This is a genomic window from Ancylomarina euxina (assembly GCF_003863355.1).
GTDB classification, from domain to species: Bacteria; Bacteroidota; Bacteroidia; order Bacteroidales; family Marinifilaceae; genus Ancylomarina; species Ancylomarina euxinus.
This window is the reverse complement of sequence record NZ_QQWG01000001.1, coordinates 395692-418994: the sequence shown is the minus strand read 5'-3', so window position 1 is coordinate 418994 and position 23303 is coordinate 395692. Positions and strand designations below refer to the sequence as shown.

Genomic DNA, 23303 nt, shown 5'->3' with positions numbered 1-23303 from the left:
ATTGGGATTATTCTTCAATATTTTTAAAAAAATAGTTGTCTATAGATCACTTAAAAAAACTACCTTTTTAAAAATTTCGATGGCTAATATATTAAAAGGTTGCCCGTAAACAAAATAAAAACATCAGGTAAACACATGTCAGATAGTAGAATAGAACCTTTCTATTTATGAATCAAACTGTTTCATAACGATCTGTCTTTCTTTCTAAAAGGCCTAGATCCATTGTCGTTTTCGGAATACAATAACCCCTATAATGGATAAAAATAATGAGCTAACGATAATTGATGGCATAGCCCAAGACGAATTTTCGAATGAGTTAGGCACATTCATACCAAATATACTGGCGATTAAGGTCGGAATCATAAGAATGATCGAGATCAGAGTCAATTGTTTCATTACCACATTCAGGTTATTCGATATAACCGAGGCAAAAGCATCCATCATGCCACTCTGTATATCAGAATAAATTTGTGACATCTCTAAGGCCTGCCTGTTTTCGATTATGGCATCGTCAAGTAAATCCTGATTAATCTCACTGTTGATTTTCTTAGAGTTTCGAAGCTTAGCCAATACAATTTCATTAGCCTTAATCGACGTGATAAAGTAAACCAAACACTTCTCCATTTTCAGAAGTTTATTTAGTTCTCTATTCTTAATCGACTTCTCTAAATCTTGCTCTATAAGGGCGGTTTGCTGATTGATTTGTTTTAGATATTTCAAGTAGACATTCCCTGAACGCAAAAAGAGTCTTAGTATAAAATTGTACACATCAGAAACACCGCGATACTGTTCTCTAAAAGGTGAAGATTGCTCAATTGGCAAAACCTCATTATTCTGCAAACACAATGTCAGTGTAAAATTTTCGGATACATAAATACCCAATGGAATGGTTTGAAATGGTGTTCCCTTATTGGAACTTTCAACTGGTACACGCATAATCACCAAAGACCAATCGTCGTCGAATTCCACACGCGATCGTTCGTCGGTATCTAAAATATCTTGAATAATATCTGCAGGTAATTGAAATTCATGGTGAAGTCGCTGAACTTCTTCGGCAGTAGGTTGAGTAACGTTTATCCAACAGCCTTTTTCAGCTTTAGGGATCTCAATATATCCCCCAAATGTCTTAAAAATTTTAATCATCTTATTTCCCTATAATACGAACCATAGGGAAGCAAGACTTGCCCCTTACAGATCAGTTAATACACTTATTCTACTATGATACGGGCCTTCGTCCATGACATTAATTGTTTTAAATCGTGCGCAAAAGTAATCGAATTATTCAATTCATGATTCTTATAAGTCCTCTTTTTATTTATAATCTATTAGATATTGGCAAGTCTCTTACCGAGTATATGCTTAGTAAAATGGCGTATTATTTCAACTTCCATCTCTCCAACTTCGGAATCCCTTTTGTAAAGAAACCAGCAATAAAACCAGGGAATCCCATTTCCTTAAGTTTCACCTTACAAAAAACTTGCATTTTTTCTGCCGTATCAATTTCCGGGCTGGTAAATTCACCTTCCACAAAACAATAGGAACAATACATGGAATTTTGACTTCCATCCTTATTGGTTCCCCCTCCAGAAGGGTCTTTCTTTATTGGCATACCACAACTCTGACAATTTTTATAGGTCTTTTCCATCACACTATAATTTAAAATGAATACAGCTTCAAGTTAAAAAAAATCGAGGAGCTTTTCATTCCTTTCTATTGTATCTAACCATAGCTTAAAAAGGAATTAACTGAAAATTTACCAAAATGACATCATTTCTATAATAGACCTATTCTAAGTCATCATTCTGTGGATTATAAAGATTCTGGAATTATGTGCATTTCCCAATAAAAAAAGTCTAAAAAGCGTAATTTATAATTCACAATTACAAATCATAGCCAATCTTATCCGAAGACGAAATCACAAAGGTGCTATTAAAGCGGGTTAGGTATTCGAATTTCGAAAGTTTCTCTTGAATAAAATGCTGAAAGGCGTTCATATCCTTCACCATGATTTTCACCATCGCATCAAAATTTCCAGAGGTAATATAAAACTCCATCACCTCAGGTAAAGCCAAGACTTCGCTTTCAAATTTCTCTACCACATCACGCGTGTGCTTCGTCAGCGAAATAGAGATAAAAACGACCAGGTTTCTATCGATTTGCTCTGGATCAAGTACCGCCACATAATTTTTAATAATACCACTACGCTCCAACTTTTTCACACGTTCGTAAACAGGAGTATTAGTTAAGTGAAGTTTTTCGGATAACTCCTTGATGGTGATACGACAATCCCGCTGAAGCAGCTGTAAAATTTTTCTATCAATACGATCGAGATTTTCCATAAAAGAATATTTTTCTATTAGATATACTGTTTTGAAGCCCTGTAAAGATATTAATTCTTTACAACTAATAGTTTACTAGAATAGTTTTCTGTATTCAAGCCATATGCTAGTAAATAATTGGCCATTAGAGTAGATTTACAAGAGTTTTTAACCTGAATATCAGGATGAAAATTAAAATCTAAACAACAACAAACAAAATTATAAAACATGAAAGAAATTAGATGGCACGGAAGAGGAGGACAAGGTGGTTTTACTGCTTCTCGTCTTTTAGGTATTGCAGCTAGTGTTCACGGAGGTAAGCATGCGTTAGCATTTCCGTCATTTGGCCCTGAACGAAGAGGTGCACCCGTGTTGGCATTTACCAAAATTGATGACAGCAAAATTCACGATCGTAGCGAAGTTCAGGAAAGTGACTACGTGGTGGTAATGGATGAGACTCTAATTACTCCTGGTTTTGAAAAAGGAGTCAGACCAGGTGCTACAATTCTTGTTAATACCGAGAAGGTTGAGAAATATCAAGACGCATTGAAAGGCTTTCAAGTGATCGGCATAGATGCGACTTCATTAGCCATGGAGGTTTTAGGTCGACCAATAACAAACACCGCTATGTACGGCGCATTAGCTGCTGCATCAGGCTTAGTAAGCTTAGAAGCTGCTCTTGCTAGTATCAGAACTGAGATGAAGCCTAAGTTGGCAGAATTGAATGTTAAGATTGTGGAGAAAGCCTTCGAACTAATTAATAATTAACAATTGGTAATTAATAATTACTAATCATTCATTACTAATTGAATAAAAATGAACAGACCTAAACATACGGAATTTAAATTCCCAACACATATAGACGACTACCCTACTGGCCCACAATACACGGCTGGTTACCTTCCTGAAACCAATGCAGGTTGGAGAACATTCCGCCCAGTTGTCGATCACGATGCCTGTGTCTATTGCCTACGTTGCTACCTGCTTTGTCCGGATGGAACGATCATTAAAGACAATGGTGTGATTAAAATCGACATGGATTATTGCAAAGGCTGTGGCGTATGTGCCCACGAATGCCCTAAGGATGCAATTGAGATGGTGAAGGAGTAAATAAGGTTAAAGGATTAAAGTAGAAAGGTTAAAAGAATAATCACCCCATCGCCTACCGGCACTTCCCCTAGAAGGGGAAGGATTAAAAATAAAACTCTCCCTTTTTAGGGGAGATGTCCGAAAAACAAAGGGGTGTTTTTATAACCAATCTACCAGTGACAAGTCAACTAATGACTAAATAACAAAACAATGAAAACAAATAAAATATTCATATCAGGTGATGAGGCAGTTGCTCAGGGCGTGAGATTATCTCGTCCACATGTGATCGCAGCCTACCCAATCACTCCCCAAACCATCACCGTTGAGCGTTTATCAGAAATGGTAGAAGCTGGCGAAATGGATGGCGAATACATGCACGTAGAGTCAGAGCACTCTGCAATTTCAGCTACAATGGGTGCCAGCGCAGTGGGTGCCAGAACATTTACAGCATCATCTTCTCAAGGCTTATTGTATATGGCCGAAGGTCTACATTATTGCAGTGGTGGTCGTTGGCCAGTGGTGATGATGAATGCCAACCGTTCGGTTGCTTTGCCATGGAGTATCTATGGCGATCATCGCGATTCATTATCCCTATTGGATTGTGGATGGATTCAGGTTTATGTGGAAGATGCACAGGAAGCTTTGGACATGATTATCCAAGCTTATAAAATTGCAGAACACAAGGATGTCTTGACTCCAATGATGGTGAACCTGGATGGTTTCATCCTAACTCACACTTACGAGTTGGTTGATATCCCAGAACAAAAAATGGTAGATGAATTTTTGCCAGCTTTTGAGACACCAAACAAAATGTCATTCGAGGAGCCTAAGAACTTAGGTTTTAGCTCTAAGCCAGATGACAATACTGAATTTAAATATCAGCAAAACGAGGCCATGTTCAATGCTATCGATGTGATTCGTGATGTCGATCAGGAATTTGCCGAGAAGTTTGGTCGCAAGTACCACGACATGGTTGAAGAATACCGTTGCGAAGATGCAGAGGTTGTTCTTGTTGCTTTGGGTAGTGTTTGTGGAACCATTCGTGTGGTGGTTGACAAAATGCGTGCTGAAGGTAAGAAAGTGGGTCTGTTGAAGATTCGTTATATGCGCCCTTTCCCAGAAGCTGAGGTTAAAGATTTGGCGCGCCGTGTAAATGCAATCGGTGTGATTGATAAGGATATTTCTTTCGGATACGAAGGAACCGTTTATACCAATGTGAACTCAGCCATTTCGAAAATTGACAAGTACGTTTACAAGAGCAATTTTGTAGGTGGCTTAGGTGGTCGTGATATCACAAAAGCTGATATCGAAGAAATGTTCAACAAGCTATTCAGCGGTGTTGAGAACAAGAGTGAAGAAAAAGTAGAATTTTTTAGCCTTAACGTAGAAACCAATGACTAATCTAGTAGATATCCCAAAAGTGAATGCGAAAAACATGACCGAAAAGGAATTTTTCTATGGTCATAAAGCTTGTGCCGGATGTGGCGGAAGTGTGGCAGTACGATTGGCACTTAAAGTTTTAGGTGAGCGCACCTATACAGCCTTACCAGCCGGTTGTATGTCGGCAGTTGGATTTATTTATCCACAAATGGCATTCAATACCAATGCTGTTATCACCACTTTCCCAGGATCAGCCAGTATGGCTTCAGGGATTGCTGCCGGAGCCAAGGCTTTGGGGCAGAAAGATGTGAAAACAGTTGTATTTGCTGGTGACGGTGGAACAGCCGATATCGGATTCCAGGCCCTATCAGGCATGATTGATCGTAACGATGATGTGTTGTACATCTGCTACGACAACGAAGCCTATATGAATACAGGTATTCAGAAAAGTGGTTTGACCCCTTACGGAACCAAAACCACCACTACACCTGCAGGTAAGAATATCCCGGGAACTGTAACTCATAAGAAAAACTTGTTCGAGATTATTGCAGCTCACGATATTGCTTATGCAGCAACGGCAAGTATCGGTTATCCTCAGGATTACTTAAACAAGGTGAATAAAGCTAAACATATTAAAGGGGCAACTTTTATTCATGTGTACGCTTCTTGTCCTACTGGATGGGGAACACCAACTGAAACTTCTATCGAGATTGCTAAAGATGCCGTTGACTGTGGTTTGATTTTCTTAGCAGAATTCGAGGATGGCGAGTACAAATTGAACCGTAATCCAAAGGAATTTGCTCCGGTAAAAGACTACTTGAAAAAACAAGGTCGATTCAAACATATGACTGATGAAGACATGGACGTTGTGATCGAAAATCGCGACAGAAAATGGTCTCGTATGCGTAAACAGTGGCTTTAATTAATTAAGAGTTATGAATTCAGAATTATAAATGATTGTTATTACAGTGGATTCTCAGAAATGGCAATTCATCATTCATCATTGATAATTCATAATTATAAAAATATGATCAGCGATTTAAAAGGAACCTTTTCCCAAATCAGCAATAACAACAAACGATCAGCGATTCGTGAAATTCTAAAATTGACACAGAACCCAGAAATTATTTCTTTTGCAGGTGGATTACCAGCTCCAGAATCATTTCCTGTAGATGCATTAGATAAGATTGTTTCGGATATGTTATGCGAAGAAGGTGCGGCCGTATTACAGTACGATGCAACCGAAGGCGTAACCGAGCTAAGAGAATTGCTTTTAAAAAAGTATCAGGATGAAGGCATTCAATGTTCTTTAGACAACATGATTATTACAACCGGATCGCAGCAAGGTTTAGATTTAGTTGGTAAAATATTTGTGAACCAAGGCGATGTAGTTATATGTGGTCTACCTTCTTACCTTGGTGGTATTGGTGCCTTCCAGGCTTATGGTGCAACAATGGCTGGTGTGCCAATGGATGAGCAGGGCATGAGTGCAGAACTTCTTGAAACCAAACTGGAAGAACTAAAGCAGCAAGGCATCAAACCTAAGTTCATTTATGTGATTCCTGATTTCCAAAACCCAACAGGTATTACCATGCCAGAATCTCGTCGTTTGGAGATTATCGCATTGGCACACAAATACGATGTATTGATTGTCGAAGACTGCCCTTACCGAGAAGTTCGATTCGAAGGCAAACCTCAGCGCATGATGTACGAGTTAGACAATAACGATCATGTCATCACATTGGGGACTTTCTCTAAGATATTTGCTCCTGGATTCCGTATTGGATGGGTTTTAGGACCTAAGGATGTGAATGAAAAAATTGTGATTGCCAAGCAATCGGCTGACTTGTGTACTCCAACTTTTGTACAGAAAATAGCCATTGGCTATATGAAATCAGGTTTGTTCGAAACCAACCTGCAAAAAACCATCGATTTGTATCACCAGCGTCGCGATGTGATGTTAGCAGAGATGGATAAACACATGCCTGACTGCGTAAAGTGGACTCGACCTGAAGGTGGTATGTTCTTATTCATCACCCTTCCTGAGCATATGGATGCCCTGGATCTTTTCCATAAAGCCATTGAGAAAAAGGTAGCCTTTGTAACGGGTAATGTTTTCTATTGCGATGGAAGCGGAACAAATACAATTCGATTGAACTTCTCATACGTGAACAACGAAAAAGCCATAGCAGGTATTCAACGTTTAGCTGATATCATTAAGGCGGAAATGCTAGTTGGAGAAACTTGCTAATCATCTTATGATTTAAAAATTTATTTTAAAAGCATATGAGCCCGGGGCTGAGCCTCGGGCTATTTTTTTGTCATATAAAATTAGACGATAGTCTATTTACATGCATCTGACTTAGCATTAATTATATAGTTTTACATTGAATGTATCTTTAAGACTCTTAAAAATATGAATACCATAAAATCACTTAAGGAAATGGTTTCACATCTGGAAAACTTGGGTGTGAACAAAAAAATAGCTGTAGCTGTTGCCGAAGATGACAACACCATAGGTGCACTTATAGCAGCTTCGAAAGCTGGCTTTGCAACACCGATATTAATTGGTAGCCAAGAGAAAATTCAAGACTTATTATCAGCGGAAAATGCCGATCCAAAAACATTCCATATCGTTGATCTTCCAGATCAGCAGGAAGCCGTTACCGAGGCCGTGCGTATGGTTAAGGAGGGTGAAGCAGACGTACTGATGAAAGGCTTGATTGGAACAGATAAATTCCTGAAAGCCGTCCTGAATAAGGAAAAAGGTCTCTTGCCTCCCAAAGCAATCATGTCTTACGTCTGTGCTTTGGATCTTCCAAAATACGATAAGCTCCTTTTTGTTTCGGACACAGCCGTATTGCCTTATCCCGATTTGAATCAGAAGATCGCCATGGTTAATTACAGTGTAGCAATGGCAAAACGATTTGGGATCGAAAAACCTAAAGTAGCCTTAATAAGCGCAACAGAAAAACCAAATCCAGCTTTCCCCTCATCCATCGATGATACACTAATTTGTAAAATGGCTGATCGTGGCCAGATTAAAAATTGTATTGTAGATGGACCTTTGGATGTTTTCCTAGCTTGTGATAAGGCGAGTATTGCCATTAAAGGGGTTGAAACTCCGATTAATGGTGAAGCCGACGCCCTTATTTTTCCATCACTGGAATCTGCCAATAGCTTTTACAAAGGTTTAATGTTATTTGGTGGTGGCGAACTAGCTGGTTTAATTCAAGGTACCATAAAACCTGTTGTTGTGATGTCACGAAGCGAGAGTCAGCAATCAAAATTCTACTGTATTGCACTTTCTTGTTTAATGGCTTAAAATTCTTGTGTAAATTGTCATCGAATATAAGATCCCAATTCCATGAAGCTAATCTCATCAGCATGCCCTCGAAATTGTTACAGCACTTGTAGCATAAAAGTGAGAGTGGAAAACAATATCGTAACGGGTATTGAGCCACATACCGAAAATCTCGCCACCCCCGAAGGTCCATGCATTAAAGGCTTGGCCTATGTGGAACGCGCCAATTCGAAAGATCGAATTTTGTATCCACAAAAGCGAATGGCAGACGGAAAGTATAAGCGTATTTCGTGGGATGAGGCTTTAGATACGATTACAGATCAGTTAAAGAATTGCAAAGATAAGTTCGGGCCTCATTCGGTCTTGTATTTCGCTTCGAGCGGAATGTCAGGATTGTTAAATGGGGTCAGTACCTCTTTCTGGAAAATGTTTGGTGGAGCCACAACAACCTATGGCAACCTATGCTGGCCTGCAGGCTTGGAGGCAGCTCGACTAACTATGGGTGCTAACAAGCATAATGCACCTTGGGATTTGGAACATGCTAAGCTGATTGTTTTGTGGGGAAAAAATCCTGCGGAAACAAACATTCAGGAGATGATGCCTATTGAAAAGGCTCAGGAAAAAGGCGCGCAATTTGTCGTTATCGACCCTAGAAGAACCCCATCAAGTGAACGTGCGAATAGCCTGTTTCAGGTGAAATCGGGAACCGATGCTGCTTTGGCTTTGGGGCTTGCCAGAGAAATCATCAAGAATGATTGGATCGATCATGACTTTATAGCAAAGAACGTTTTAGGATTCGAACAATTTAAGGAACGAGTAAAAGCTTATACAACTGAGAAGGTTTCGCAAATCTGTCGCGTATCCGAAGCATCCATTCGAGATTTAGCCAAGCAAATAGGAACAATAAAACCCATGACGCTTATTCCTGGCTATGGTATGCAACGCTACGAAAATGGAGGACAGACCACACGTTGCTTGCTGGCTCTTTCGGTGATAACAGGGAATATTGGCAAACAAGGTGCTTGCTGGCATTATGCCAATTTGCAAAGCTATGTTTTCGACGATTTGAAAGAACCCGAGTCTTATTTTCCGGGTTGTGAACATCCAAGTTTTCGTAGAAAAATATCGGTCGCCAAGCTGGGAGAAGATCTCCTGAATATTGTCGATCCAGAAATAAAAATGATTTGGGTAGAGCGTGGTAATCCACTTGCTCAAAATCCCGACACACTTGCCATTCGAAAGGCTTTTCGCAAAGCTGATTTTCGCGTGGTGGTGGAACAATTCATGACTGATACGGCTTACGAGGCCGATATTATTCTTCCAGCCAAAAATATGTTCGAGCAATCGGATATTATAGGTTCTTACTGGAACCCCTATGTGCAATTGAAACAAAAGGTGCTGGAACCTGCAGGCGAAGTAAAACCCGAAACAGAGATTTATTACCTACTGGCAAAACGTTTGGGTATGGATGAGGCTGAAATCAGCAAACAGATTCCAGAACCGACGGATCAAGCCATTGAAAAATACTTAGAGGCATTCCTCGATAAATTTCCTGAACTGAGCCTTGCAGACCTAAAAAAAGGACCGCAATTGGCCAATTCATTTGAAGAGATTCCCTTTGCCGATCACAAATTCCCCACAGCATCGGGAAAAATTGAATTGTATAGCGAGCAAGCCAACACACTTTGGGGGATCGATCCCCTGCCCGACTATGTGCCTTTGCCTGAACAAAAGGATTTTCCTTTGCAGCTGATCTCACCCAATTCCAAAAACAGAATTCATTCTCAGTTTGGAAATCTGGAGGTGATCAAACAATTCGAACCAGAGGCCTACCTGTTTGTGCACCCATTGGATGCTGAAGCAAAAGGCATAGCCAATATGGAGCCAGTGGAACTTTACAATCATAAAGGGCGAGCTGAAGTTAAAGTGCAATTCGATTTGGGTTTGCGACAGGGCAATGTGGTTCTCACCAACGGACACTGGGCCATAAATGGTGCGGCACCTAACCTTTTCACCGAAGGAAGAGAAACAGATATTGGGCATGGAACGGCCTTTCACAATACTTGGGTCGATATTAAAAAATTATGAATTAGAAATTATGAATTAAGAATTGATATAAAGTGTTTAAAATATCCCGAAGGGATTAAATATAAATAACCATGGATGAAGACCATGGCGTAAATGAAATAAATCACTCGTCGCAACTACCGCTCTTGATAAATGAGCTATTGCAACATGCGACGAAATATATAAAGTGAAAAAGGTATAACTGAAAGCATTCAAAACTCATAAATACTCTAAGTACTAAAACCTTAATAAAAAAAACAAAGCAATTAAAAAACCATATAATGCCAATAATATAACCATGAAGAAGAACTCATTCATATTTAACACAAACAAATGTGTTGGCTGTATGGCTTGTGTTGCTGGTTGCAGCATAGAAAATAGCACCAGCCTGGGCCTGAATTGGCGCGAGGTAAATTGCCACAACAAAATAAAGCACCCTAGCCTACCCGTCTTTCATTTTTCGCTGGCCTGCAACCATTGTGAGGATGCCCCTTGCATGAAGAATTGCCCAGCCTTGGCTTATACCCGCGATAAAGAAACGGGCGCCATCATTCATCATGCCGAGGCTTGTATTGGCTGTAAGTATTGTACCTGGGCATGCCCTTACGATGCACCGAAATTCAATCCGTCCACAAAAATTATAGAGAAATGTAATTTCTGCGTGGATAGAATATCAGACGGGAAACGCCCCGCTTGTGTTGAGGCTTGTCCGCTTGGGGCTTTGTCATTCGGACAAGAAGAGGTAAATGAAGAAAACCACCTAACACCCGGTTTTGTGAATAGGGGCATCAAACCATCTATTCAGCTGATTCCACTTCGTGAAGAACACGCAAAGCCACAAATTGAAAATACCGATGCGGTAGAAATTGATATCGAGAAACTGGAAAGCTATCTGCCCAAATTAAAATCAAAAATTGCCTTAGATAAGGAATGGACTTTAGTGCTTTTCACGCTTGCAGTGGCTGGATTAGTTAGCTGGCAAACCGCCTTCCTATTCGGGAAAATGGAAATGCCTTTGATTCCTTTTGCAATCATCTCCGTTTTGGCCATTGCCCTCACCTCTCTGCATATTGGTAAAAAGTTGCGTATGTGGCGATTCATTCTTAACCTGAAAGGCTCATGGTTGAGTCGTGAGATTTTTTCATTCTCAGCCTTCCTCGGACTAACAGGTCTGCAAATCATCAGCGAAAATCAGATGATAGGTTATGCCGCTATGGTCTTTGGCATATTCAGTCTGATATCGGTTGATCAGGTTTATAAATTCTTGAAACGAAAAGATCCTTTGCCACTGCATTCAGGAATGGTAAGCCTTACGGCCATTTTACTTTTTGCATGGATTGCCGATAGCACTCTACTTATCGAATTGATCGTTCTGACAAAAGCCAGTCTATATGTCTGGAGAAAACAATCTCTTCGAAAGCAAAAATTAAGCTATTTACCTTGGGTATCAGCACTGCGATTACTCGCTTTATTTGTGCCTTTTGCCCTGCATTATATACACCCTCAATTGGATTTAGGCATCGTAATAGCCATCCTATTTTTAGGGGAAATTATCGATCGATCAGAATTCTATCACGAATCGGATATTATTACCCCGGAAAAAGAATTACGAATTATAAATTGATTGTACAGACGCACGGCCGTGCGTCTCTAATGAAAAAAACAAACCCAATGCACATACAGACGCACATACAGACGCACATACAGACGCACATACAGACGCACATACAGACGCACGGCCGTGCGTCTCTACCAATAAATAAAATGACCATGAAAAAAATCAACGCTTCTCACATGCCGCTTTACCGTGAAGCTGGCTTTAATCTGCAAAACTCAAAGCGAACCAAAGAGGCCTTTGCGGCCGAACTGGATCATGCTCACGAACCCGATGATTACATCTATTCCAGATACCGTAACCCAACGGTTGTGGCAGTCGAAAAACAAATTATGGCTTTGGAAGATTGCAAGTGGGCTTTGCTTGTTGAAACTGGAATGGCAGCTATCGATGTGGCTGTCTCGGTTTTTCAGAAAGGGAAAGATACGCGTCCCTGGCTGTTTTTTCATGAGATTTATGGGGGAACGAATTCCTTTATCGATACCGTATTGATCAAGCGTCGTAATTTAGATGTGCATCGCTTTTATGCCAATGATGGGCTTTACGATTTTGTTGAACTGGAACGTCTGCTAAAGGAAATTCAACCTGAATTCCTCTACTTCGAAGCGGTATCAAACCCGATGCTGATTGTGGCCGATGTACAACGCATTATGGAGCTGGCGAAACAGTATCAAACCAAAATAATTGTAGACAATACCTTTGGAACCCCTTACCTTTGGAAACCCCTCATGGATGGTGCTGATTTGGTCATTCATTCGGCAACCAAATACCTAAGCGGACATGGCAATATTACCGCTGGTGTTATTTGTGGTAACAATGAGGAGCTAATGAAAGAAGCCATTGAGTATCGAAAATGGGCAGGGCATTTCTTAAGTCCAGACGATGCTTACCGATTGGGAACCCAGCTAAAAAGTTTCGAACTGCGATTCGACAAGCATTGCAAAAATGCCATGGAATTAGCAAGCTATTTGGAGAATCATCCTCAAATTGAAGCGGTTTTATATCCGGGATTAGAATCTCACCCAACCCGAAAGGAAGCCCTTGACTTATTTGGTGATAAAGGTTTTGGTGGCATGCTAACTTTCGATATTAAAGGAGATTCAGACGAAGACAAAAGAGAGAAATGCAACCGTTTTATCGCCGCCTTGGAAGACACCATTCCATTGGTGCCAACATTGGGCGAAGTGGATACCATTCTATTGCCTGTTGAGCCAGTTTGGGGAGCAAAATACCCACTACCTGGCGTGATCCGATTATCGGTGGGCATCGAAAAGATCGATAAATTGAAAAACCTAATTGGCGGGGCTTTAAACCAATTACGAATTATGATTTGATGCAATATCGTAAAACGCATAAGGTAGAGACGTGATTTATCACGTCTTTTTTTATATCGATTTGAAGGTATTCGTCATCCTGAACTTGTTTCAGGATCTCAGTATCGATGAGTGAAAGGTTCTGAACCCGATAAGTATTAGGACAGAATGACATTCTATATTTTGCTTATCGATAAGCAAAAAAAAATGAGAGCCTCACAGCAAGTGAAGCTCTCAATGTTTCTATATTAAATACTTACTCTTTTATTTCAACAAAATACCAATCTTAAGACCAGCCGATACCGTTAGTGGTGTATCCGAATTGCCTCCAGTGAAACCGTAATGATACCCCCTGTCTTCATAGTCATCATCTTTACTAAAGCCATAACCCAAGCCGAAGTACATATCTAAAAGAAAGATATCGTTAAAAACATACTGCTTACCCACAATAATATTAAGAGAAGCAGCCCAATTGTTCACTCTATCTTCATTATTAGAAGAAAATCCAGAACCATAAGAATAGTAGTAATAACTAGGCTCATAAGAATAGGTCGAGAAAGCAATCTCAGGTTTCACATAGGTGCCTTTTAAGATATGTGCATATCGCAGACCTTTTAAATAAAAGTCAGGACTCTTTATAAATTTCATCCCGAACTTGGCAAAAGCGCCACGCGGGTTCTCATCACTAACATCATCACCTAAACCAATAATACCCAAACTCACTTCCCAACTTCTCGATGGTCGAATGAGTCTCTCGTAAGAGAACGTCATGTTGCCGGTAAGTGGCGCCAAAAAGTCGACCTTAAGAGCATGCTTCTTCTGATCCTCATAGGTTTTCTCACCATAGAGAGAATGAGAGAAGGACAGCTCCTTGCCATTTTCCAGAATAATTTTAATAATGTCGTTCTTATCTATACCAAACACAATATCCATAGAGGTTTCGGGTAAGATATATTTCACCTCATCGGTCGAAATTTCTTTCACCTTACAGATGATGGTATCACGATCGGTTTTGATAATTCTATCCTGAGCACTAAGCTGAAAAGAAGAAAACAAGAGGATGATCAATAGGTATTTTAAATAGTTCATGCGTGGGTTTATTAATACGTTAAATCTGTTTTTATGCTGGCTTTGCGTTTTTTTAATTCGAATATCGGGATGACAGCTTGCCTCTATCAATCTCAATGCCAAATAAAAAAACAGTTCAACAAAGAAACATAAAAATAATCAAAACAGATATAGCAATGCATGCTTATGATCAAAAATTATTTTATAAACCTCAAAAAAAATCCTCATACTGCCAGAACTAACAATTTAAATAAGTCAGTTTGTAAATTTATAAATTAGCCTGAGTCGGATTAAAAAATTCTAAAATCGTGTATCATTTCTGTTCCTTCTTCCACTCCCTCAGCATCCAAAAAAGAGAAACCGACCCAAAACCCCTAAGAGATAGAGATTACCAAGTAATCATTTAAAGTTTAATATGAAAAGTCAAACAGACAGCATGCATGAACATTCAGCAAATCACTTTTTTTATGATATTTTATCTACTTTTACATAACCCAAAATAAACAATATAATTAATGCGCAACCCAAACTGGACAAGAGAACAATTGATCCTTGCCTTTAACCTCTACTGTAAGATAGACTTTGGAAAGATTTCCAAGACCAATCCACAGATTATTCAGTTGGCTGAATTGATCGGACGAACACCTAGCGCCCTTGGTTTAAAACTATCAAATCTGGCAAGTTTTGATCCTAACCTACAAGCCAGAGGGATAAAAGGAATGCAAAACGCAGGGAAAGGTGACCGTTTGATTTTTGAAGAATTCCAAAACAACAGAGAAGCCCTCGTATTTGAAAGTGAAAACATACTTGCCGACATGCAAGGCCTGAGTCTTGAAAATAAATACCAAGCTGAACTCCCCGACCTAAGCACAATGGCAGGCGAAACCCGCGAACGTTACGTAAAGACAAGAGTCAATCAAAACTTTTTCCGCCAGATGATTCTTTCCAACTACCACAGCAAATGTGCCGTAACGGGTATAGACATGCCAGCCTTGCTTATAGCTAGCCACATTATACCTTGGGCAGAAAACAAAGAAGAACGCCTCAACCCTGCCAATGGCATTTGCCTTTCGGCACTTTACGATAAAGCATTCGATAAACATCTCATCAGTTTCGATGAAGATTACCGCATGATTCTCACAACAAACCTTAAAGAACACTGCACCAAAGACTATTACCAAACTCACTTTGGCAAAATGGAAGGCCAAGAGATAATATTGCCTAGCAGAGGAATACCTAGTATGGAGTTTTTGGGTTACCATAGAGTAAAATGTGACTTATAGTCCGTGGACAAGCACAAATTCGTTTGTTAGTTTAGCATCAAAAACAATATGACTAACATTAAGTTTGAATACCTTTTTCGCGATGAAAACAACTATAAAGAATATGGGGAAGTTATTTTCAGTAATCCTAAGCATCTATCTTTAGAAATAATCAAAAAAAACATAACTGACAATCTCATAGAAGGATCTTGGTTTTATCCTGATTCATGGAGAATCCCAAAATTTAGTTTTCATAGCGTATCAATCTTTGGTTATAATGATTGCTTGTGGTATGAGTTCATTGATGTGTCAAAAACTAAAAAAGAGAAAAATAATATTACTCTAATTGATGAATTCCTTAAACGGATTGATAAAAACAAAACTTTAGGGTTCAGTGTTAAATCACAACTAGGAAGACCTTCTACTCTTCTTAATGCAAGTGGTGCAACTAATTTCACCTATTTAATAAAAGGCAAGCAATTATCTGAAGATCAAATTGAGGAAATACATAATTTAAAGAAGTATTCTGATAAAATTTCACGTATTAAGGAATTTGGATCATCTTTAATATTTGACAAAGTCGAACATCCCATTTTTGAATCAAATTTGCAGACTATCGATTTTAACTTTGATAAAATACTTGCTGAGATTCTATTATTATACTACACAAATGATATCAGTTCTGAAAACACAATACATAAATTCATTGAAAAAATAACCACTACAAACTCAATTGGTTATAACTTGGAAGTTAACTCAAGCATCTATGAGTTAATCATGAAAAAATTCCTCACTGATTACGCTTTAGGAATGAGAGCTGCTGAAGTATGGAAGAGAGATTATCAAGCCACTGGTGGATATCTAGTTGTTAGAAAAGATGGAGAATTAATTTGTTACCATTTTTATTTCGCAAAAAGCTTTGAGGAATATCTTTTCAGAAATACAAAACTCGAAACTCCAGATAGAAAAAAACATAGCTTTGGAAATATATATACAGAAAATGGTATACAGAAGATCAAACTTAACTTACAAATAAGATTTATAAAGTAATTTGTTTCATAATCCTCCCAACAACTCAGGAGGATTTTTCGTTTAGGCTTCTAAGCCCAACTCCCCCCCACGACCATAACAGTCGTGGTACTACGACTACAACAGTCGTGGGTGCACGACCACAACGGTCGTGGTACTACGACCGCAACAGTCGCCGAGGCACGACCGAAAGAGTCGTGGCGCACAAACAAGACAAATCAACAGCAATAGAAAAGCCGACTCTTACGAATCGGCTTAAAATTTATTCAGAATCAGGAATTTACTTTAATTAGCTTACAGGTGTCAAGTCGGTTAAGAATCGACCCACGCGCATGCTCTTGTAGTTTTTAAAAATGGTTCTTACTTCAATCTGGAAAGTACCTGTTGTCAGGCTTTCAGGCACGAAGAAAAGCAGTTCGGAAGGTTTGTTTTTTACCACATTACTAACGCGTGTTTCGGCGCCATCGGCTGCAATAAAAAAGACACCTTGGTTTATGTCTTCCTCATCGAACTTAAGCAAAGCCCCTTTTAGGGAAGCAATTTGCCCCGGGCTAAAGCTCTCGTTAATGGTTTTTGTTTTCAGATCGGTGAATCGCTGAATGACGGGCTGTGGCAAGGTCACCTCAACCTTACGCAACTCGATATTCGAAGCGGCTTCAGCCAATCGTTTACCTGCGTTTAAGTTTAAACGAATAGAGTGGCGTTTTTTATCGAAAACATCGTGCTCATTAACAAAAACACCCGACAAGCTTGGATAAACCTTAAACAGCTCGGTGTTTACATTATTCCCTTTGGCAATGGAATCAACCACGGCATAATTAAACTCTTCGATTACCGAAAGCGCTTCTGCCTTGGTTACTGTTGAACCCTTGCCAATCATTTGTTCAACAATTTGTTCTGTTGTAATGGTCTCGTTATCGGTAACAAGTCCCATATAGTCATCTGGATCATCAGTCAGATGATTTAAAATTAAACCGTATCTTAGGGCCATAATTTCAAATTTTGAAATGAATACTGGCAGGACCCTACGGCTGCATCCTCCGCCGTCCAAAGTAGATGATGTACAGCTGTGGGCCCTGTTTTTTAATTATATATCGATTCTGAATAAATTCGGTTCCAAGCCCCCAATCTCCTGCTTCCTATCCTCTCCTGTTCCATCTTATGAGGTTATTTTTTTTCTAAGGCAATATGAATTTACTAATTTATTGTAAACTACATTCGGTTCAGTTAGGAAATTTTACACATCATAGAATTTTAACAAAATAAATCATATTGAAATTCAAAAAAGAATAAACAGATACTTGCTAATAATTCCCCGGAAATCTATAATCCCTTACGGATAAGGCATAGCGATACCCAATCATATAATTCAAAAAATATATACAATACCTTACGGACACGACATGTCGTGTCCCAACTATAAGGATAGAAAATAAAAAACAATAATACCGTACGGTCACGCCATGGCCCAACACCAATATTTTCACAATACAATTTATTTTCGTAATTTCTTGTTTGTTAAACAGAAGAGAAATGAAAACGCGCAAACACATCCGTCTCCGCAACTTCGATTACAGCTCGCAAGCCTGGTATTTCATCACCATTTGCACAAAAAATAGAGACCATACATTGGGTAAAATTGAAGGTGGCCAAATGCATCTATCAGCAATAGGTAAGCAAGCCAATTTGTATTGGAGCAAAATTCCCCAGCATTTTCCACATATCGAATTAGGCGAATTCATAATTATGCCCAACCATATCCATGGCATCATCGGCATTGTACACCCGCACCATCACTCCGTACGGTCACGCCATGGCGTGACCTCAGAATACCAACCAGAATCTAATCAGAACAATACCAATCAATTTGGGAAAACCATAGCTGGATCAATCTCGGCAATAATAGGCCAATTTAAATCATCATTAACCCGCTGGAGCAGAAAAAATGGGCATGACTATTTCGCCTGGCAAGCACGATTTCACGATCATATTATACGAAACGAAGACGCTTTTAAGCGAATAGCCGATTACATTAAAAACAATCCCGCTAATTGGCAAAAGGATAAATCGAGAACCCAAAAACTATAAATAAACAATTAGTACGGACACGACATGTCGTGTCCCAACAGGAAGAAGAAATAAAAAATAGAACTGGCCTTGGCTTATCCCAACTAGAGAAATCCATCGCTGAATCCCTATCAGCAATAGAAAAAAAAAGCCTATTTATTTGGAACGAAATTGAATCGTACACAAATTCTCATCAAAGGATCTGCTTGGCTAAGTTTCCAATTCAAGCTTGTCTGTCAAAATAATTTTGATTTATTAATAGCAAGGAGGTAACTTCAGTATTCTTTCAAATCATATAAGTGAATAAGCTCTTATTTTCTAACTAAAGATACCACACATATGAAATCAAAGATTGCCTTATTGCTACCCTATTTCTTGCTTACGCTTATTTCTTGCGAAAACAACAGCTCCGACAAGCAAACCCCTATCGAAGCAGAACCCATATTCATGGATCTCTCTTCTTACTACTCTCAATCCAATCTTAAATCGACCAATGGAGAAGGCGTACCAGAAAACCTTCGCGTACTAAAAGCCGAATACTTTACGACAGGCGAATCTGGCAAAATTGGGCGCACAGTTTTCTTCATGAATGTTGGCAATAAGAAACTCGACGCCGATTTCGTTCCACATCTCGATTTCTCACTTGATGGTACCACCGATATTACTTATTATATCGACGAAAACAGACCTAGTTCTGATCTGGCATTAAGCGAAACCACAGCAGCCATCCAAAGAGCTATGGCAACCTGGGATGGGGTGACTTGCTCAAACCTGAATATGACACAACTTCCCTACTCTGGCAAACCAACAGGTTTTATAGCCGCATTGCTGGGCTTTGGCGGTAGCTTCAATTATTTTGGGGATGTGACACATTGTGGTTGGTTACCTACCAGTTTCTTCGATTTAATTGATGTTGATGGAGGTTCCTATATTTTGGGTGTGACCTTCACTATTATTTTTACTAACAGCGATTACGATAACAATAAAAAGGCAGATGTCGCCTGGCGCGAAATCTATTATAACGATGGCTTTAGTTGGAGAATTGGGGATCATTACGATTTAGAAACCATTGCACTACATGAGTCGGGTCATGGCTTAAGTCAGGGGCATTTTGGTAAAGCCTTTTTAGATGCAGGAACTGGAAAAGTCCATTTCAGTCCTCGCTCGGTTATGAATGCGGCCTACTCGGGCATACAAACCCATATCGAAAAAACAGACAATGCTGGTCATTGCAGCATTTGGGCCAACTGGCCAAACTAAATCATATTTTTCAACCGCGATAACAGCTCATCCACTGCCGGATGGCCTCATCAAAAAACAAAAAACCTCCTAAACTGATGTTTAAGAGGTTTTTTATAGTCTGGCACTTCCCAATGGACTTGCGAAACAATCAATTCATATTGAACTTATTCTTAAACACCTGTTGTTTAGCTTTCACCTTCCCCATAAGAGTCTGAATACCGCCCAATAGCCTCTGTGCCCTGCTCGGTTTTGGCGCGGCAATAAACCCATCAAGAATGTTTATAAACTCAGGAGCTTGCAGGTAGCCATAGGATTTATGGGGGTTTCTCACCCCATTCATCTCGTAGGTGTTGTTCACCAAAATATCGATGGGATGAATTCCCGTTTCGTTACAAAGAAAATCATCGGCCAGTTTGTGATGCAAAGCAACATGATCTGTAATGTCAGCCAAGTTATACCAATGACTGCTGATACCCGGAGGGCTCGATAAAACGGGCTTCCCATTTAATCGCACCTTCTGCTCGGCAGCAATTTTGCCAATCACTATAGGCAAGCCCAATGGAGAACCCATCGTAATTAAAGTATCAATCTTTATATCGGGCGTCAGGAAGTTTAAAACATCGTAGCTAATGATGGTGCCCATAGAGTGAGCCAGTATCATGATCTGCCGATCCTTGTATTTGTTGATAACCTGAACCAGCCTCTCCCTAATCTGATCGCGAACATGGCTAGACATCTCTTGCTCTGTCTCGTTTTTATAATAGGCATCCAAATCGGGGAAATGCCTTTTCAGAATATTATCGGTAATAAAGCTGTAATTGAGTGTTTTATCATCGTTAAGAAAAATATCGCTCAGCTTCTCGCTGATAAAACCGTTAAGTTTCTGTCGGATAGTGTGCTCTTCAATCACCTCGTGTTGCGGGGCTTTCTGAAAAGGTTCATTCAAATAGTAGGGGCTGTCTTCATCATCAGACCACCTGTCCAGAGGTTTATCGTACAGGATATCGGCCCAATAAACCATTTCGAATTCAGGCAGGCTCTTGTGGCATTTTGCTTGGAGCATACCCTCCTTCATAGAGTCTTTCCACCATTGTTCGAGAACAAATTTAGGGGCTTTATTACCCAAACCATGAATACCAATAATAACCTGCTGCATATAATTCCTGTTTGCTTTCTTTTATTGTGATGCAAAGCTATGATAAATTGGCTATATGCCTTAATTGAGAGCTGGAATTTTAAAAGTGTTTACTAATCTAACAACTGAAGATGATGTCACTTGATCAGATTATCATTGTGAATCAAAAAAACGCATCAACAAGTTTAGTCAGAGCATGACGAAACAAAGAACAATTAGTCCCTGGGGAAACAATCAATCACGATTATAGTTCATCCACGAACAGTTGCCTCACTAAAAAAAATCTTCTCTAAGGGCAGTTTCGGAGAGTTTATTATGTCTTCTACTCCATTGAAAAGATCTTTTATGAAAATATTAGTCAACAACACGGCTTGGCTACATTTCCAATTAAGGTCAATCTATCAAACATCTCTTGACATCTTATTTACAATTATGTAACTTCTTATCTCACATATGCAAATAGTTAACCTATATATATATCAATAATAATAATGGTCTCCTTTAATAATTGGGGCATTATTGAAAACAGGCCTTATTATTTAATAAATAAAAAATCCCTCTTGGTATAAAACCGATGAAGTGATTTGTAGCCCCATTATATCCAAAGTATAAAACAAGCTCTTTCTAATTCTTACAAAGGTTTAATTTAACGGTAAGAATAAACTCATCTGCGAAAGTCGATTACACTTATCCAACACGATAATGTAAGAAACAAACTGAAAACCAACTTATAATCAAAACAAGTTTAAACCATGAAAAAAATAAATTTCTTTAATCTACGTTTTGCCGCAACTGCAATTCTACTGCTCGTATTTGTTGCATGCGAAAAAACAGATCCAGATCAAATGATCGAGGGAGAAGCCATTTCTCAGGAGCGTTCTGTTAAAACTGGACAAACCGATCCTTGCGAAAAAGAACAATCCTTTCTCGAGCTATACACGAAAGATAATATTGATGTAGGCCATGTGAGTATTATGAATGATGGCACCAATATTTATGTTACCTACTTTGCTGATGAGGGCTGGTTTCTAAAGGAAACCAATCTATTCGTTGGAAAAAAAGAAGATATTCCATTAAAGAAAGATGGTGAGCCTGACAAAGACAAGTTCCCTTTTGTTGATAAATTTATCATGCCTATTACAAGCTACGAGTATGTTATTCCAATTGTCGAAGGTGAAGATTGTTATGTGGTTCTGGCACATGCCAAAGTAAATAATTGTGACGACGATGTGGATTGTGGAGAATGTGATGGTAAAGCAACTAATTTAACCTTAAGATATGATGGTGACACGGATGCCGTAATTACTGTGATACAGAAAAAAGATGCGGTTGTTGTCTTTGACGAAACTGTTGCTGCTGGCGAAGAGTTTTCTTTTGTTGGAACCGATAAAAAAGGCACACTAGGTACCGAAATCACCATTAAAGTCGATGGTGTTGTAAATACAAAAATTCACACCAGCTGTTCACAACCACTTTATATTGGCCTGGTCAAAGGCGACTTTACTATTGTTGACGGATATAGTCGAAATGGTGGTCAGTTTTGTACCTCCACCACTCCTCCTCCCAATAACGATGACGACTGTGATTGCGAGGGTAAAGTAACCAACCTAACAATGACCTATGATGGTGATACAGATGCTCTGATTACAGTAAAACAGAAGAAAGATGATGTGGTTATTTTTAACGAAAATGTTGATGCAGGCGAAGAGTTTTCATTTGTTGGAACTGATAAAGGGACTTTAGGTACTGAGATTTACCTAAGCATAAATGGAGACCAGAACACTGCTATTCATACCAGTTGCTCACAACCAATTTATATTGGCATGACGAGTGGCTCCTTCACCATTGTTGATGGATACAGTAAAAATGGAGGCCAGCTTTGCACAGGCGATAATTCAAATATTAGAGAAGAATATGATGATAGCGAAGAGGAAAAATGCAAAGACAAATCGGCTTGGGCTGATGGTGGTATCATCTTTAAAGAATATTTCGATACTGATAAGTGGGGATTAGTAGGCGAATATTGTCTGGAAGAATGTGAATTAGTAATTGCATTTAAAGCTTTTATGACAACTGATTTTGCGATTACCTCAGGAGGACCAGGAAATATTGATTTCTTAGCCTACTATAATTTTGCTCCTAATTATATGGGTCATAAAATATACCTGAATTCTGATTACCTGAATTCAAACACAGATAATCCAGTAGGAAACATTGTCGTATCTGACCTAGACAATGATGGCCTTTGGGAAGTTAAAGTTGATAATACAGATCGACCTGATTTAAAATTCTTAGGTGGTGCTTATCTATTTGTTGGTACTCTCGACGATTACAGTACATCAATCTTTCAATTCCCTTACATTTATCAACTAAATACCGAGAGGGATTTTATCATATTCCAATTAGATTTCTAG

Annotated in this window: 20 protein-coding genes; 14 read left to right on the top strand and 6 right to left on the bottom strand. The window is 39.1% G+C overall.

The features are described 5' to 3' along the window. Window positions 1-213 precede the first annotated feature (213 nt). From DWB61_RS01780 to DWB61_RS01770, 3 genes are all read right to left on the bottom strand, one after another. Entirely contained in the window at window positions 214-1143 is a 930-nt protein-coding gene (locus tag DWB61_RS01780) for a magnesium transporter CorA family protein (protein WP_125029175.1), read from the bottom strand. Window positions 1144-1375: 232 nt separating this feature from the next. Beyond that, window positions 1376-1645, bottom strand: coding sequence for a zinc ribbon domain-containing protein (locus DWB61_RS01775; protein WP_125029174.1), 270 nt, complete (start codon window positions 1643-1645; stop codon window positions 1376-1378). Between the two features lie 235 nt (window positions 1646-1880). Beyond that, complete coding sequence (locus DWB61_RS01770) at window positions 1881-2339, bottom strand: Lrp/AsnC family transcriptional regulator (protein ID WP_125029173.1); 459 nt, start codon at window positions 2337-2339, stop codon at window positions 1881-1883. A gap of 207 nt (window positions 2340-2546) precedes the next feature. Between DWB61_RS01770 and DWB61_RS01765 the strand changes: the two genes are divergently transcribed. From DWB61_RS01765 to DWB61_RS01725, 9 genes are all read left to right on the top strand, one after another. Beyond that, window positions 2547-3086: a 2-oxoacid:acceptor oxidoreductase family protein gene (locus tag DWB61_RS01765; protein ID WP_125029172.1), complete on the top strand. Its 540-nt coding sequence runs from the start codon at window positions 2547-2549 to the stop codon at window positions 3084-3086. 48 nt (window positions 3087-3134) lie between these two features. After that, window positions 3135-3428: a 4Fe-4S binding protein gene (locus tag DWB61_RS01760; RefSeq protein WP_125029171.1), complete on the top strand. Its 294-nt coding sequence runs from the start codon at window positions 3135-3137 to the stop codon at window positions 3426-3428. Window positions 3429-3617: 189 nt separating this feature from the next. Then, window positions 3618-4808, top strand: coding sequence for a pyruvate ferredoxin oxidoreductase (locus tag DWB61_RS01755; protein WP_125029170.1), 1191 nt, complete (start codon window positions 3618-3620; stop codon window positions 4806-4808). Next, window positions 4801-5709, top strand: coding sequence for a thiamine pyrophosphate-dependent enzyme (locus DWB61_RS01750; RefSeq protein ID WP_125029169.1), 909 nt, complete (start codon window positions 4801-4803; stop codon window positions 5707-5709). The genes DWB61_RS01755 and DWB61_RS01750 overlap by 8 nt, the downstream gene beginning before the upstream one ends. 105 nt (window positions 5710-5814) lie before the next feature. Then, complete coding sequence (locus tag DWB61_RS01745; protein ID WP_125029168.1) at window positions 5815-7038, top strand: aminotransferase-like domain-containing protein; 1224 nt, start codon at window positions 5815-5817, stop codon at window positions 7036-7038. Window positions 7039-7203: 165 nt separating this feature from the next. Beyond that, window positions 7204-8112, top strand: coding sequence for a phosphate acyltransferase (locus DWB61_RS01740; protein ID WP_125029167.1), 909 nt, complete (start codon window positions 7204-7206; stop codon window positions 8110-8112). A 42-nt stretch (window positions 8113-8154) separates the two neighbouring features. Next, window positions 8155-10179, top strand: coding sequence for a molybdopterin-containing oxidoreductase family protein (locus tag DWB61_RS01735; protein WP_125029166.1), 2025 nt, complete (start codon window positions 8155-8157; stop codon window positions 10177-10179). A gap of 277 nt (window positions 10180-10456) precedes the next feature. Then, window positions 10457-11782 carry a 4Fe-4S dicluster domain-containing protein gene (locus DWB61_RS01730; RefSeq protein WP_125029165.1) on the top strand — a complete coding sequence of 442 codons (1326 nt, stop codon included), beginning with the start codon at window positions 10457-10459 and terminating at the stop codon, window positions 11780-11782. A gap of 146 nt (window positions 11783-11928) precedes the next feature. After that, window positions 11929-13107: a PLP-dependent transferase gene (locus tag DWB61_RS01725; protein WP_158614344.1), complete on the top strand. Its 1179-nt coding sequence runs from the start codon at window positions 11929-11931 to the stop codon at window positions 13105-13107. Window positions 13108-13350: 243 nt separating this feature from the next. Here DWB61_RS01725 and DWB61_RS01720 read toward each other — a convergent pair whose 3' ends face one another. Beyond that, window positions 13351-14175, bottom strand: a complete 825-nt coding sequence (locus tag DWB61_RS01720; RefSeq protein ID WP_125029163.1) for a hypothetical protein — start codon at window positions 14173-14175, stop codon at window positions 13351-13353. A gap of 494 nt (window positions 14176-14669) precedes the next feature. Between DWB61_RS01720 and DWB61_RS01715 the strand changes: the two genes are divergently transcribed. Continuing rightward, window positions 14670-15437 carry an HNH endonuclease gene (locus DWB61_RS01715; protein WP_125029162.1) on the top strand — a complete coding sequence of 256 codons (768 nt, stop codon included), beginning with the start codon at window positions 14670-14672 and terminating at the stop codon, window positions 15435-15437. A 48-nt stretch (window positions 15438-15485) separates the two neighbouring features. Then, window positions 15486-16466 (top strand): HpaII family restriction endonuclease, encoded by a 981-nt coding sequence (locus tag DWB61_RS01710; RefSeq protein WP_125029161.1) that lies wholly within the window; start codon window positions 15486-15488, stop codon window positions 16464-16466. Window positions 16467-16734: 268 nt separating this feature from the next. Here DWB61_RS01710 and DWB61_RS01705 read toward each other — a convergent pair whose 3' ends face one another. Continuing rightward, a complete protein-coding gene (locus tag DWB61_RS01705; protein ID WP_125029160.1) occupies window positions 16735-17436 on the bottom strand; it encodes a DNA-binding domain-containing protein in 702 nt (233 codons plus the stop codon). 662 nt (window positions 17437-18098) lie between these two features. On the opposite strand from DWB61_RS01705, the gene DWB61_RS01700 reads away from it, so the two are divergent. Continuing rightward, window positions 18099-18533, top strand: a complete 435-nt coding sequence (locus DWB61_RS01700) for a transposase (protein WP_148095931.1) — start codon at window positions 18099-18101, stop codon at window positions 18531-18533. Between the two features lie 318 nt (window positions 18534-18851). Next, window positions 18852-19772, top strand: a complete 921-nt coding sequence (locus tag DWB61_RS01695) for a hypothetical protein (protein WP_125029158.1) — start codon at window positions 18852-18854, stop codon at window positions 19770-19772. Between the two features lie 130 nt (window positions 19773-19902). Here DWB61_RS01695 and DWB61_RS01690 read toward each other — a convergent pair whose 3' ends face one another. Beyond that, window positions 19903-20910, bottom strand: coding sequence for an esterase/lipase family protein (locus DWB61_RS01690; RefSeq protein WP_125029157.1), 1008 nt, complete (start codon window positions 20908-20910; stop codon window positions 19903-19905). A 731-nt stretch (window positions 20911-21641) separates the two neighbouring features. On the opposite strand from DWB61_RS01690, the gene DWB61_RS01685 reads away from it, so the two are divergent. Next, complete coding sequence (locus tag DWB61_RS01685; protein WP_125029156.1) at window positions 21642-23303, top strand: DUF7467 domain-containing protein; 1662 nt, start codon at window positions 21642-21644, stop codon at window positions 23301-23303.